12 protein-coding genes are annotated in these 13967 nt (G+C 73.4%); 3 read left to right on the top strand and 9 right to left on the bottom strand.

Going from position 1 to position 13967, the window contains the following annotated elements; genetic code table 11:
• Nucleotides 1-840: 840 nt before the first annotated feature.
• The 4 genes from uvrC to rsgA all read right to left on the bottom strand — a co-directional run bounded on the left by uvrC (nt 841) and on the right by rsgA (nt 7648).
• Complete coding sequence (uvrC, locus tag GA0070213_RS08325; protein ID WP_091060024.1) at nt 841-2778, bottom strand: excinuclease ABC subunit UvrC; 1938 nt, start codon at nt 2776-2778, stop codon at nt 841-843.
• A gap of 82 nt (nt 2779-2860) precedes the next feature.
• Complete coding sequence (locus tag GA0070213_RS08320) at nt 2861-3346, bottom strand: Rieske (2Fe-2S) protein (protein ID WP_091060020.1); 486 nt, start codon at nt 3344-3346, stop codon at nt 2861-2863.
• A gap of 126 nt (nt 3347-3472) precedes the next feature.
• Complete coding sequence (gene uvrA / locus GA0070213_RS08315) at nt 3473-6415, bottom strand: excinuclease ABC subunit UvrA (RefSeq protein WP_091060016.1); 2943 nt, start codon at nt 6413-6415, stop codon at nt 3473-3475.
• Nucleotides 6416-6568: 153 nt separating this feature from the next.
• Nucleotides 6569-7648 carry a ribosome small subunit-dependent GTPase A gene (rsgA, locus tag GA0070213_RS08310; RefSeq protein WP_091060013.1) on the bottom strand — a complete coding sequence of 360 codons (1080 nt, stop codon included), beginning with the start codon at nt 7646-7648 and terminating at the stop codon, nt 6569-6571.
• A 185-nt stretch (nt 7649-7833) separates the two neighbouring features.
• Here rsgA and GA0070213_RS08305 point away from each other — a divergent pair, with 185 nt between their 5' ends.
• The gene (locus GA0070213_RS08305) at nt 7834-8550 is read left to right on the top strand and encodes a maleylpyruvate isomerase family mycothiol-dependent enzyme (protein ID WP_091060009.1); all 717 of its coding nucleotides are present in this window, start codon (nt 7834-7836) and stop codon (nt 8548-8550) included.
• An 8-nt stretch (nt 8551-8558) separates the two neighbouring features.
• Nucleotides 8559-9212, top strand: coding sequence for an MBL fold metallo-hydrolase (locus GA0070213_RS08300; protein ID WP_091060184.1), 654 nt, complete (start codon nt 8559-8561; stop codon nt 9210-9212).
• A gap of 45 nt (nt 9213-9257) precedes the next feature.
• Here the strand turns inward: GA0070213_RS08300 and GA0070213_RS08295 are convergent, their stop codons facing one another.
• Nucleotides 9258-9866 (bottom strand): DedA family protein, encoded by a 609-nt coding sequence (locus GA0070213_RS08295; protein ID WP_091060005.1) that lies wholly within the window; start codon nt 9864-9866, stop codon nt 9258-9260.
• Nucleotides 9867-9954: 88 nt separating this feature from the next.
• Nucleotides 9955-10629 (bottom strand): class I SAM-dependent methyltransferase, encoded by a 675-nt coding sequence (locus GA0070213_RS08290; protein WP_091060001.1) that lies wholly within the window; start codon nt 10627-10629, stop codon nt 9955-9957.
• 178 nt (nt 10630-10807) lie between these two features.
• Between GA0070213_RS08290 and GA0070213_RS08285 the strand changes: the two genes are divergently transcribed.
• The gene (locus tag GA0070213_RS08285) at nt 10808-11011 is read left to right on the top strand and encodes a cold-shock protein (protein WP_091059998.1); all 204 of its coding nucleotides are present in this window, start codon (nt 10808-10810) and stop codon (nt 11009-11011) included.
• A 50-nt stretch (nt 11012-11061) separates the two neighbouring features.
• Here the strand turns inward: GA0070213_RS08285 and GA0070213_RS08280 are convergent, their stop codons facing one another.
• From GA0070213_RS08280 to GA0070213_RS08270, 3 genes are all read right to left on the bottom strand, one after another.
• On the bottom strand, nt 11062-12339 hold the full coding sequence (locus tag GA0070213_RS08280; protein ID WP_091059994.1) for an MFS transporter: 1278 nt from the start codon (nt 12337-12339) through the stop codon (nt 11062-11064).
• Entirely contained in the window at nt 12336-12911 is a 576-nt protein-coding gene (locus tag GA0070213_RS08275) for an ArsR/SmtB family transcription factor (protein ID WP_091059989.1), read from the bottom strand. Before GA0070213_RS08275 ends, GA0070213_RS08280 begins: the two co-directional genes overlap by 4 nt.
• Nucleotides 12912-13010: 99 nt before the next feature.
• Nucleotides 13011-13919, bottom strand: coding sequence for a hypothetical protein (locus tag GA0070213_RS08270; protein WP_091059985.1), 909 nt, complete (start codon nt 13917-13919; stop codon nt 13011-13013).
• Between the last annotated feature and the right edge of the window lie 48 nt (nt 13920-13967).

The raw sequence follows: 13967 nt of genomic DNA, 5'->3' as shown, positions 1-13967 counted from the left end.
GCCGTGGCCGCCCTTGCGGTCGGCGACGACGGTGGCCTTCTGGGTCGGGGCGGCGTGGGCGGCGATGGCGGGGCCGGCGATGCCACCGGTGGTGGCGGCGATACCGGCGGCGGTGAGCACGGTCTTACGCAGCAGGGTGGTAGCCATGATGGTGCCTCCCAAGGGGGGTGGGGGGATCACGCGGGGGAAGTCTGGGGGTGGGCCCGGCGGCGTGTGGCCTGCTCGGGGGCCCGGGGGTGCCGGCGGGTACTCCGGCGGCTCGGGGGTGTAACGACGGCCGGGGGCCGGCCATTCCCAGCCCGGCCGGGCCGCAGGAGCGGCCGGCTCGGTGGCTCCGGGGATGTGACGACGGCCGGTGACCGGTCGGTCCGGCGGGGGCCGGGCTCCACGCGGTCTGCCAGGTATAACGCCCCGCCCCCCGCCCCGATTCCACCCTGACGGTGGCGCCGACCACGCCTGAACCGCGCGTAACCGGACACACCTCACAGACGTCGGGTGGGGGCGTCGGGACTCTCGGGCGTGTCGCCGCCGGAGAAGAAGTACCCCTGAGAGCGGCATACCTCAGAGGCATACTTATGACCCTGAGGTATACCGCGCACAAGTACACCTCACCCGGGAGCCGTTACGCACCGTGCGGGTGAGCCGGGGACGCGGTCGGTGCCCGCCTCGGCGTGACCGGTGCGGTCAGCGGCGACTGCGGGAGCGGCGGAGCGCCCAGAACCCACCGGCCACGGCCGCGGCGGTCGGCAGCAGGCAACAGAGCAGCAGGACGGACAGGTGCCACGGCTTGATCGCTCCCATGGGCCGAAGGATAGGCGCCGGGGTCCACCGCGGCCGTGGTCAGGACGGCGTCTTCGCCGGGTCGCTGTCGAGGGCGGCGAGGATCGCCTCGGCCGTGCGGCGGCCCACGCCGGGCACCTCGGTGATCTCCTCCACGGTGGCCGCGGAGAGCCGCTTGAGCGAGCCGAAGTGCCGCAGCAGCGCCTTGCGCCGCACCTCGCCGAGGCCGGGCACGTTGTCCAGCGCCGACTCGGTCATCCGCTTGGAGCGCCGCTGGCGGTGGAACGTGATGGCGAAGCGGTGAGCCTCGTCGCGGACCCGTTGCAGCAGGTAGAGCGCCTCGGAGGTGCGCGGCAGGATGACCGGGTAGTCGTCGTCGGGCAGCCAGACCTCTTCCAGCCGCTTGGCCAGCCCGCACAGCGCCACGTCGTCGATGCCCAGCTCGGCCAGCGCCTTCGCGGCGGCGGCCACCTGAGGCGGACCGCCGTCGACCACCACCAGCTGCGGCGGGTACGCGAACCGGCGTGGCCGCCCGGTCGTCGGGTCGATGCCCGGACGGTCGGGATCGGCGGCGGTCTCCTCGCCCAGCTCGCCGGTCTCGGCCCGCGCGTCGAGGTAGCGGGCGAAGCGCCGGCGCAGCACCTCGGACATGGCGGCGAGGTCGTCGGTGGCGCCGCGCACGATGAACCGTCGATATTCGCTCTTGCGGGGCAGCCCGTCCTCGAAGACGACCATGCTGGCGACCACGTCGGTGCCCTGGATCTGGGAGACGTCGTAGCACTCGATGCGCAGCGGCGAGGTGCGCATGGCGAGCGCGTCGGCGATCTCGTCGAGGGCCTGGCTGCGGGTGGTCAGGTCACCGGCGCGCTTGAGCTTGTGGCGGGCCAGCGCGTCTCTCGCGTTGCGCTCGACGGTCTCCAGCAGCGACCGCTTGTCGCCGCGCTGCGGCACCCGCAGCGACACCCGGCTGCCGCGCCGGGTGGAGAGCCAGTCGGCGAGCGCGTCCGCGTCGGCGGGCAGCTCGGGGACGAGCAGCTCGCGGGGCACGTCGGCCTCCCCCTGCTCGCCGCCGTAGACCTGGGTGCAGAAGTGGTGCACCAGGTCGCCGGTGGTCAGCTCCTCGGTCTTCTCCACCACCCAGCCGCGCTGGCCGCGCACCCGGCCGTCGCGGACATGGAAGACCTGCACCGCGGCTTCGAGCGGGTCGTCGGCGAACGCCACCACGTCGGCGTCGGTGCCGTCGCCGAGGACCACGGTCTGCTTCTCCATGGCCCGGCGCAGCGCGGCCACGTCGTCGCGCAGCCGGGCGGCCCGCTCGAACTCCAACTGCTCGCTGGCCTCGAGCATGTCCTTCTCCAGGCGGCGCACCATGGTGTCGGTGCGGCCGGCCATGAAGTCGCAGAAACCGTCGACGATCTCCCGGTGGCGTTCGGCGCTGACCGTGCCGACGCACGGCGCCGAGCACTTGCCGATGTAGCCCAGGAGACAGGGCCGGCCGACCTGACCGGCCCGCTTGAACACCCCGGAGGAGCAGGTGCGTGCCGGGAAGACCCGCAGCAGCAGGTCGAGCGTCTCGCGGATGGCCCAGGCGTGCGAGTAGGGCCCGAAGTAGCGCACCCCCTTGCGCTTGGCGCCACGCATCACCTGCAGGCGCGGGTATTCCTCGTCGAGGGTGACCGCCAGGTAGGGGTAGGACTTGTCGTCGCGGTAGCGGACGTTGAACCTGGGGTCGTACTGCTTGATCCAGGTGTATTCCTGCTGGAGCGCCTCCACCTCGGTGGCCACGGTGATCCAGTCGACCGACTCGGCGGTGAAGACCATCTGCCGGGTGCGCTGGTGCAGGTTGACCGGGTCGGCGAAGTAGGAGTTGAGCCGGCTGCGCAGGTTGCGCGCCTTGCCGACATAGATCACCCGGCCGGTGCCGTCGCGGAAGCGGTAGACCCCTGGGGACTCCGGAATGGTGCCGGTCGCGGGACGATAGGTCGAGGGGTCAGCCACGGGTCAAGCCTAGTCCGCACCCCCGACACCCGGCCGCCGCCGCACCCGCCCCGGAGGCGGCGGACGGCGGCGGCGCGTGCGGTCAGGCCAGCGCGATCTGGTCGCCCTCGACCTTGATCTCCTTGGCCGCGAGCGGCTTGGTGGCGGGCCCCGCCTTCACCGAGCCGTCGGCGATCGAGAACCGGCTGTTGTGGCAGGTGCAGTTGATGGTGCCGCCGTCGACGTTCGACACCGGGCAACCCTGGTGCGTGCAGATGGGGTCGAACGCCTTGAACTGGCCCGCCTCGGGCTGGGTGATCACGACGCCCTTGCTGGCGTACACCGCGCCGCCCCCGACCGGGATGTCGGTGGTGCGGGCCAGCGGACCGCTGCTGTCGCGGTTGCCGCCGCCGGCGTCGCCGGTGGCGCTGGCACCGGGCGGCCCGCCGCTGGTCGGGGCCGCCCCCGGGGCCGCGTCGTCGTCGCCGCAACCCGCGAGCACCACGGCCGCGCCGACCGCGCCGGCGCCCGCGAGCAGGGCCCGGCGGCTCTGTGTGGCCGGTCCGGTCAGCACCTGGTCATCACTCATCTCCGGCCTCTCTCTCGGCTGTCGCCACCGGTCATGATCCGTGGCCACACTGCGGTACACGCACCAGGGTGGGGCACGGTTCATACCGGAGCGTCACGAAACAGGTGACACTCGTGTACGCGTCGGTCAGCGCGCCCCCGCCGGCACCTTGCGGGCCCGCGTCTTCGTGGCGCCGTTCGCCTTCGCCGCCCGCGTGGTGGCCGCCTTGGCGCCCTTGGCCTCGCCGGCCAGCTTGAGGATCGGCCGCAGGAACTCGCCGGTGTGGCTCTCCGCCACCTCGGCGACCTCCTCCGGAGTGCCGGTGGCGAGCACGGTGCCGCCCCGGTGACCGCCCTCGGGACCCATGTCGATCAGCCAGTCGGCCGTCTTGATCACATCGAGGTTGTGCTCGATGGTGATCACCGTGTTGCCCTTGTCGACCAGCCCCTCCAGCACCAGCAGCAGCTTGCGGATGTCCTCGAAGTGCAGGCCGGTGGTGGGCTCGTCGAGCACGTAGACCGTCCGGCCGGTGGACCGCTTCTGCAGCTCGGAGGCGAGCTTCACCCGCTGCGCCTCACCACCGGACAGCGTCGGCGCGGGCTGGCCGAGCCGGACGTAGCCCAGGCCGACGTCGACGAGCGTCTTCAGGTGCCGGTGGATGGCCGGGATGGCGGAGAAGAACTCGGAGGCCTCCTCGATCGGCATGTCCAGCACCTCGGCCACCGTGCGGCCCTTGTAGTGCACCTCCAGCGTCTCCCGGTTGTAGCGGGCGCCCTTGCACACCTCGCAGGGGACGTAGACGTCGGGCAGGAAGTTCATCTCGATCTTGATCGTGCCGTCGCCGGAGCACGCCTCGCAGCGCCCGCCCTTGACGTTGAACGAGAACCGGCCCGGGCCGTACCCCCGGACCTTGGCCTCGGTGGTCTCGGCGAAGAGCTTGCGGACGTGGTCCCAGACCCCGGTGTAGGTGGCCGGGTTGGAGCGCGGCGTCCGCCCGATCGGCGACTGGTCCACGCCGACGACCTTGTCGACGTGCTCCAGGCCGGTGATCCGGGTGTGCCGGCCGGGCACCAGCCGGGCGCCGTTGATCTGGTTGGCGAGCACCGTGTAGAGGATGTCGTTGACCAGCGTCGACTTGCCCGAGCCGCTGACCCCGGTGACCGCGATGAGCTGGCCGAGCGGGAAGCTCACGGTGAGGTTGCGCAGGTTGTGCTCGCGCGCGCCGTGCACCACCAGTTCCCGGCCCGGCGTCTGCGGCCGGCGGGTGGCCGGGGTCGGGATGGCCTTGCGCCCGGCCAGGTAGGCGCCGGTGACCGACTCGTCGTTGTCGAGCAGCGCCGGCACCGAACCGCTGTGCACGATCTTGCCGCCGTGCTCGCCGGCGCCGGGGCCGATGTCGACGATCCAGTCGGCCACCCGGATGGTGTCCTCGTCGTGCTCGACCACGATCAGCGTGTTGCCCAGCCCGCGCAGCCGCAGCAGCGTCTCGATGAGCCGGTGGTTGTCCCGCTGGTGCAGGCCGATCGACGGCTCGTCGAGCACGTAGAGCACCCCGACCAGACCGGAGCCGATCTGGGTGGCGAGGCGGATGCGCTGCGCCTCGCCGCCGGAGAGCGTGCCGGCCGGGCGGTCCAGGGAGAGGTAGTCCAGGCCCACGTCGAGCAGGAACTTCAGCCGGGCGTTGATCTCCTTGAGCACGCGCTCGGCGATCATCTTCTGCCGGTCGGTCAGCTCGATGCCGGCGAGCAGGTCGGCCGCCTCGCCGACGGAGAGGTTGCAGACCTCGGCGATGCTCTTGCCGGCCAGCGTGACCGCGAGCACCTCCGGCTTGAGCCGCGCGCCGCCGCAGGCCGCGCAGGGCACGTCGCGCATGTAGCCCTCGTACTTGTCGCGGGACCACTCCGACTCGGTGTCGGTGTGCCGGCGCTCGATCCACTGCACCACACCCTCGAAGCCGGTGTAGTAGGAGCGCTCGCGACCGTACTTGTTGCGGTAGCGCACGTGCACCTGGTCGTCGGAGCCGTGCAGGATCGTCTTCTGCGCCCGCGACGGCAGCGCCCGCCACGGCGTGTCGACGTCGAAGTGCTCGGCCTCGCCGAGCGCCTCCAGCAGGCGCAGGAAGTATTCCAGGTTGTGCCCGGTGGCCCAGGGCTGGATCGCGCCCTCGCGCAGCGTGCGCTCCGGGTCCGGGATGACCAGCTCGGGGTCGACCTCCTTCTTGGTGCCCAGGCCGGTGCACTCCGGGCAGGCGCCGTAGGGCGCGTTGAAGGAGAAGACCCGGGGTTCCAGGTCCTCGATCGCGAGCGGGTGGTCGTTGGGGCAGGCCAGGTGCTCGGAGTAGCGGCGCTCCCGGGCCGGGTCGTCCTCCGGCAGGTCGACGAAGTCGAGCAGCACCAGGCCGCTGGAGAGGCCGAGCGCGGCCTCGACCGAGTCGGTCAGCCGCTGCTTGGCGCTGGCCTTGACGCTGAGCCGGTCGATCACCACCTCGATGGTGTGCTTCTCCTGCTTCTTGAGCTTCGGCGGCTCGGTCAGCGGGTGCACCACGCCGTCGACCCGGGCCCGCGCGTAGCCCTTGGCCTGCAGCTCGGCGAAGAGGTCGACGTATTCGCCCTTGCGGCCGCGCACCACCGGGGCGAGCACCATGAACTTGGTGCCCTCCGGCATGGCGAGCACCCGGTCGACGATCTGCTGCGGGCTCTGCTTGGAGATCCGCTCGCCGCAGATCGGGCAGTGCGGCTCGCCGATGCGGGCGAAGAGGAGACGCAGGTAGTCGTAGACCTCGGTGATGGTGCCGACGGTGGAGCGCGGGTTGCGCGAGGTGGACTTCTGGTCGATGGAGACGGCCGGGCTGAGGCCCTCGATGAAGTCGACGTCGGGCTTGTCCATCTGGCCGAGGAACTGCCGGGCGTACGACGACAGCGACTCGACGTAGCGGCGCTGCCCCTCGGCGAAGATGGTGTCGAACGCCAGGCTCGACTTGCCCGAACCGGACAGCCCGGTGAAGACGATCAGGGCGTCCCGGGGCAGGTCGAGACTGACGTCACGCAGGTTGTGCTCGCGCGCGCCACGGATGATCAGACGGTCGGCCACGGTGCGTGTGCTCCCGGAAGAAGAATGTGAGGCGAAGTCTGTTTTTCATGAGTTGCCGGAGCGGTTTCCCATAGTCGCAATGCGCAGGGAAAGCGCCCCGGCAACTCTAGCCCCGAGGTGTGACAACTTCCGTGGCGCGGACATTCCCCCAGCTCAGAACGCGCCGGGAGCGGGCGGGGTCGCCGGACGCCCGGCGCGTCGCCGCCCGCCGCGCCAGCCGCCCCGCCGCTCGGCGGCCAGCCGGGCCGCGCGCCGACCGCCCTCGTACGCGACCTCCCGCTGCAACCGCCGCCAGCTCTCCCACCGGCGCGCCGGCAGCTCGCCGCGGTCCAACGCGTCCCGCACCGCGCACCCCGGCTCGGCGTCGTGCGCGCAGTCGGCGTACCGGCAGCCGGCGGCCAGCTCGGCGATGTCGGCGAACGCGCGGTCCAGCCCGGCCGCGCCGTCCAGCAGGCCGACCGCCCGTACGCCGGGGGTGTCGAGCACCGCGCCCCCACCCGGCACCGGCACCAGCGCCCGCCAGGTGGTGGTGTGCCGCCCCTTGCCGTCGACCCGGCGGATCGCCTGGGTCGGCATCACCTCCGCCCCGGCCAGCGCGTTGACCAGGCTCGACTTGCCGGCGCCGGAGGGGCCGAGCAGGCCCAGCGTGCGCCCCGGGGCGACATGCCGGCGCAGCGGCGCCAGCCCGGTACCCCGCTCGGCGCTGACCGGCAGCACCGGCACCCCGGGCGCCAGCTCGGTCAGCTGCCGGGCCACCGCGGCCGGGTCGGCCGCCAGGTCGGACTTGGTGAGCACCACCAGCGGCTCGGCGCCGGATTCGTGGACCAGCGAGAGCAGGCGCTCGATCCGGGCGGGGTCCGGCGCCGGGTGCACCGGCTCGACCACCGCGGCGGCGTCCAGGTTGGCGGCCAGCACCTGGCCGCTGGCGTCCTTGCCGGCCGTGCGCCGCACCAGCGCGGTGCGCCGGGGCAGCACCGCCTCCACGGTGACCGGGCCGTCCGGCCAGGTGACCAGCAGCACCCAGTCGCCGGCGCAGGGCAACGCGGTCAGGTCGCGGGCCGCGGCGGCGAGCACGCCGCCGCCGAGGCTCGCCCGCACCGGGCCCTCCGGCCGCAGCACGGTGCACACGCCGCGGTCCACCCGGGCCACCCGCCCGGGTCGGTGGTCGGCGCGTCGATCGAGGTGGGTCGCCCAGTCGGCGTCCCAGCCGAGGGCGGTCAGGTCGAGGGTCATGGTGTCCTCATCGGTGTGGTGGGGAATCGGGGTCGAACACGCGCGCTGCGACCGGCATGCTCACCACCTCCCTCCCGTCGCCGCGACCCGCTGTCGTCGGCCCCGACGGTAGGCGGCGCGCCGACGCGCGGAAAGCGATTTCCACTCCGGGCGCGGCGGCGCGGGGCCCGCTACTGTCGAACCCGATGACGACTGATCCCCTGCTGCTGACCGGCGAGCTGGCCGCGGCGAACGACCGGCTGCTGCGTACCGTGGCGGGCCTGGCCGCCGCGGACGTCGCGGCGCCGTCGCTGCTGCCCGGCTGGACCCGCGCGCACGTGCTCACCCACCTGGCCCGCAACGCCGACGGCTTCGTCAACCTGCTCACCGCCGCGCGCACCGGCGAACCGATCCCGATGTACGCCTCGATCGAGGCCCGTAACGCCGACATCGAGGCGGGCGCCGGCCGGGGCCCGGCCGACCTGCTGGACGACCTGCGTCGCAGCGGCCAGCGTTTCGACGCGGCGGTGGCGGCGATGCCGGCCGGGGCGTGGGGCGCCACGGTGCAGGCCCGGCGCGGCCCGTGGCCGGCGGCGCTGCTGGTCTGGGGCCGGTTGCGCGAGGTCGAGGTGCACCACGTCGACCTGGCGGCCGGCTACCTGCCGGCGGACTGGCCGGCGGCGTTCGCGCACCGGCTGCTGCACGAGGTGACGACCGGGCTGACCGGCGACCCCGAGGCGCCGGCCATGGTGCTGCGGGTCGACGGCGCCGGGCACGACATCGTCGTGGGCGATCCCGAGGGGGCGCCCACGGTCACCGGCCCCGCGCCGGAACTCGCCGCCTGGCTGACCGGCCGGGGCACCGGCGAGCTGCTCACCGTCGACCCCGACGGCCCCCTGCCGACCCCACCGGAATGGATCTGAAGACCGTCATGACCTACACCGGAGACGTCACGCACGGCGGTCCGCCGGCCGTGCGCGAACTCGACCGACTCGTCGTCACCAAGCTGTCGGTGGGCCCGATGGACAACAACGCCTACCTGCTGCGCTGCCGCGGCACCGGCGAGCAGCTGCTGATCGACGCCGCGAACGAGGCGCCCCGCCTCCTGGAGCTGATCGGCGACGGCGGCCTGGCGACCGTGGTCACCACCCACCGGCACATGGACCACTGGGTCGCGCTGGAGGAGGTCGTGGCCAAGACCGGCGCCCGCGCGCTGGTGCACGCCGACGACGCCGAGGGCCTGCCGATCGCCACCGAGGCGCTGCGCGAGGGCGACACCGTCACCGTCGGCGACTGCGCGCTGGAGGTGATCCACCTGCGCGGGCACACCCCGGGTTCGATCGCGCTGCTCTACCGCGACCCGGCCGGCGGGCCGCACCTGTTCACCGGCGACTCGCTCTTCCCCGGCGGCGTGGGCAACACCGACCAGGACCCGGAACGCTTCGGCCCGCTCATCGACGACGTGGAGGCGAAGCTCTTCGACCGGCTGCCGGACGAGACCTGGTTCTATCCCGGCCACGGCAAGGACAGCACCATCGGCGCCGAGCGGCCCGCCGTGCCGCAGTGGCGGGCGCGCGGCTGGTGACACGCGCCGGGCCCGGCCTCCCCCGTGGCGGCCGGGCCCGGCCGCTCAGCCGGTCACCGCGCGCAGCCGGCGCCGGGTGCCGAGCAGCACCGGCCCGGCGAGCAGCAGCCCGACCGCCATGGTGAGCACCGTCGGGTCGAGCGCGCCGGGCAGCAGACCGGTGAGCGTCCGCGCGGCCAACCCGAGCGCCACGTAGAGCCCGGCCCACGCGGTGGCACCGAGCGCCGCGCAGGCGACGAACCGCCGGTACGGCATCCGCAGGCCACCGGCGGCCAGCGGCAGCAACGCGTTGAACACCGGCAGGAACGGCGCCACCAGCACGATCCGCCCGCCGCCGCGGCGCAGCAGCGTCTCCGCGGCCGCCCAGCGGGACTCGCCGATCCAGCCGCCCAACCGACCGCGGCGCAGCCGCCCGCCCCAGATCCGCCCGGCGAGGAAGCTCAGCGACCAGCCGGCCAGGCAACCGGCCACCACCGCCGCGACCGCCGCCACCCCGCCGACCGGCCGGCCCGCGCCGACCGCGGCGAGGACCGCGGCGTCGCCGGGCACCAGCACCCCGAGCAGGGGTACGGCGTCGGCGAGCATCACCACGCCCAGCAGCCCCATCAGCAGCGTGGTGGGCAGCTGCCCGAACTGGGCGAGGAGATCCGTCATGCCTGGCACGCTATGCCCGATCGGCCGGCCGGGACATCGGGCGTGATCCCCCACACGCCCCCGAGGCCGCATCCGGAGGATCCCCGAGTCAGCGCGGACGCAACACCTGCACCTGGCGCACCGGGGAGTCGACGGCGGGCTCGGTGGTCGGTACCGGATAGCTGGCCACCAACTCGAGCCCGTCCGGCGGCAGGTGGCCCCGGTCCGGGTCGCCGACGAGCACCTCGACGCCCCGGTCGGCGCAGCGCCGCAGGTAGGGCAGCACCCGGGCGGCCAGCCCCGCGTCGTAGAGGGCGTCGCCGGCCACCAGCAGGTCGACGCCGGCCACACCGTCGAGCAGGTCGGCGCCGTCGGCGGTGACCCGGACCCGGTTCGCCCGGGCGTTGACGGTCACGGCGGCCAGCGCGTACGGGTCGACGTCGTTGGCCACCACCTCGCCGGCGCCGGCCAGCGCGGCGGCGATGGCCACCAGTCCCGAACCGGCGGCCAGGTCGAGCACGCGCCGCCCGGCGACGATTTCGGGGTGGTCGAGCAGGTGCCGGGCCAGCGCCTGCCCGCCGGCCCAGACGGAGGCCCAGTACGGCGGTGGCAGCGACCGACCGGCGGCGGCCTCCATCCGCGCCCACCACAGGATGGCGTCCTCGGCCAGGTGCAGCCGCACTTCGGGCACGAACGGCGTGGCCATCAGGCGCAGCCGGTCCGGACCCGCCCCGGGCGCGGTGATCTCCCGTTGCAGGTCGGTCAGCGCCGTCGTTGTGCTCATCGGGGCAAGCATGCCGCGCCCCGGCGGCCGCCGGTGGCATTTCCGGCGCCGGAGTATTCACGAGCCACGCCGGCACTTCCGCCAGCGGATCCGGGTCCGGGCGGTTACTGTCGGGGAGGTACAGGGGCGATCACCGGCCGCGGGCCGGTGCTCACCCGCATTGAACAGGGAGAGACGCATGGCAACCGGCACGGTCAAGTGGTTCAACTCGGAAAAGGGCTTCGGCTTCATCGAGCAGGACGGCGGAGGCCCGGACGTGTTCGTCCACTACTCGGCCATCCAGAGCGGTGGGTATCGCGAGCTCAACGAGGGCCAGAAGGTCGAGTTCGAGGTGACGCAGGGCCAGAAGGGCCCGCAGGCGGACAACGTTCGTCCGATGTGACGATGTGCCGGTGGCGGCGGTCGGGTTCCGACCGCCGCCGCAGCACGCTGTCAGGCGGGCGCCGCCGGCAGGTCCCGCCGCCGTCGTAGCGGCCCGACCAGCAGGATCAGCGGGGTGAGCGCCAGCCACGCGGTCATCACCCGGATCGCGCCGGCCGGCCCCCAGGCGGCACCCAGCGCGCCGGCCACCAGCGCGGCGAGCGGGATGGTGCCGTAGTTGAGCAGATGCATGCTGACGGTGACCCGGCCGAGCAGCCGGTGCGGCGTGTAGGTCTGCCGGAAGCTGCCCTTGACCACGTTGCCGATCGCGACGCCGAGGCTCACCAGCACGCCGCCGAGCACCAGCCACACCGTCCGCGCGCCGGGGCCGGCGAGCGGGATCAGCAGCGCGGGCGGGCCGGTGAGCCCGCCGGCGAGCAGCAGCGCGCGTGCGGTGCCGACCCGACGGGCCAGCCGGGCGGCCAGCGCCGCGCCGACGACCCCGCCGAGGCTGGCCAGGCCGATCAGGAGGCCGACCAGGCCGGCCGGCAGGTCGGCGGAGCGGACCAGGAAGACCACCAGCACCGCCTGGTAGCCGGTGAGCCCGATGTTGCTGGCCGCGCCGAAGACCGTCAGCACCCGCAGGTACGGGTCCCGGGTGACGAAGCGCAGCCCGTCGGCCACCTCCCGGCGCATCGACGGGGTCCCGTCGGGGCGGGCCGGACGGGGTTCGACCGTCCGGATGCGGTGCAGGCACAGCGCCGACGCCAGGAAACTCACCGCGTCCAGCGCCACCGCGGTCACCGCGCCGGCGAGCTGGGCGATCAGGCCGGCCAGCCCGGGGCCGAGCAGGTAGCTCGCGGTCTGGGTGGCGTGCAGCCGGGAGTTGGCCGGTGGCACCTGCTCGGGTGGCAGCAGGGTGGGCAGGTAGACCTGGTCGGCGGTTTCGAAGAAGACCCGGGCCAGGCCGGCGCCGAGCGCCACGGCCAGCAGGTGCCCGACGGTGAGCAGGTCGAGCAGGGCGGCCACCGGGACGCTGGCGAACGACGCGGCCGCGACCAGATCGGCGGCGATCATCACGGGGCGGCGGCGGACCCGGTCGACCCAGGCGCCGACCGGCAGGCCGGCGAGCAGCCAGGGCAGCCAGGCCGCGGCGGTCAGCACCGCCACCTGGAACGTGCTGGCGTCGAGCACCGCCACCGCGACCAGCGGCAACGCCACGGTGGTCATGTTGCTGCCCACGGCGCTGACGGTGTGGCCGGTCCAGAGCAGCCGGAAGTCGCGGTGCCGGAACAGCCCGTCGCGCGGTGGGACGGTGGGCGGTGCGCACGCGCCGGCGGGAGCGGTCACGGCCGGCTCGGCACGCCGTGGGCGAACACGAACACCGGCTCGCGGGTCTGCCCGTCGTCGGGCAGCGCGCGATCGGCCCAGCGGGTGAAGAGGGCGACCACCTCGCGGCTGAGCTCGGTCAGCTCGTCCGGCGTCAGGTGCAGCCAGTGGTCGGTGCTGAACGGTCCGTCGCCCCAGGCGGCGTGGGCCTCCTCGGGGGCGGCGTGCCAGGACCGCACCAGCTCGGCGTGGCGCTCCAGGTTGAGCGAGCTGGCCGCGTCGGCCACCACCCGGGCGGAGGGGTCGTCGTCGAAGTCGGTGTTCGACCAGCGCACTCCCCGGTTGCGCGGCTTCCACCAGCGTTCCCGGCGGTCGCGGGCCAGTTCGGGCGCCTCGACCAGCAGGTCGGCGGCCGCGAGCACCTTGAGGTGGTGGCTGACGTTCGCCGGCGACTGGTCGGTGCGCTCGGCGAGCATGCCCACGGTGCACGGGCCGTAGACCTTGAGCACGTCCATGAGACGGCGGCGGAGCGGGTGGGCGAGCGCGGCGAGCACCCGGGAGTCGGTGACCTGTCTGACCGTCGGCTGATCCATGCGGCCGAGTCTTACATTCGCAAGAGATATTGCGCAATGATTATTGCTGAACTTCGGGACCCGGCGCCGCGACGCTGCAGTCGTCGCGGCGTGGGCGGATCAGGCGGTGAGGCGCCGGGACAGTTCGTCGGCGACGTCCCGGGCGATCTGCGGCGGGATGGCCGCGGCGATCTTCTCCGGTGGCAGACCGGCGAGGACGCCGGTGACGATCTGCTGCTCGTCGGTGAAGTCCTTGCCAGACAGCTCGTTGACCTGCGCCACGAGCGCCGGCCAGGCCTGGAGCATCGCCAGCATCTGCTGCAACGGCGAGTTCGCCGGCGGCGGATTGACCAGTCCGGCGGTGCCGACCGGCGAGATCAGCCAGTTGCGCAGGTTCTGCAGGTCGGCGAAGACGTCGCCGACCGTACGGCTGGACGAGCCGGTGTTGCGGATGAGCTTGTCGGTCTGTTCCATGTCGGTCTCCGGGTTCGCGGGGGCGATCAGGCCGATCGCGGTGAGGTAGCGGCGGAACAGCGGGGTCTGGTCCCGGCCCGCCTTGGTCGAGTCGCGGAAGAAGCTGATGTGGGTGTGGTACAGGTGACTGCTGTCGCCGGTGGTGCGCTTGCCCAGCCGGTCCCACCGCCGCACGGTGCGGCCGTCCGGGGAGTAGATGACCTCCCGGATGTCCCGGGCGTCGGTCGCGTTCGCCGCGCACTGCGCCACCAGCCAGGTGGAGAACGTCCGCAGCGTGTGCGTGGCGCCGCCGGAGCGGACCGAGAACGTGCCGACGTCCAGCGCGGAGGCGTAGAGCGTCAGTCCGGAACGGTCCCGGGTGGACTCCACCACCGAATAGTCGTTCGCGACCACCCGGTCCGAGCCACAGTGGTAGCCGCCCCGGTGACTGGGGTCGCCGACGATGCCGACCTCCGCCGGCTCGAGGTCGGCGTCGCGGACGACGTTCTTGTCGACGTTGAGATAGGTGAGTAACAGGGTGCGGACGGCCAGCAGGTTTGCCGGGGCCGACGTCATGGCAGATCCCCTTCCGATCGATGCTCGGCAAGGGCGTGACAATCACGA

The organism is Micromonospora humi (assembly GCF_900090105.1).
Lineage (GTDB): Bacteria > Actinomycetota > Actinomycetes > Mycobacteriales > Micromonosporaceae > Micromonospora > Micromonospora humi.
Note: the sequence above shows the minus strand (reverse complement) of the source record. Positions and strands in the feature narration are given on the sequence as shown.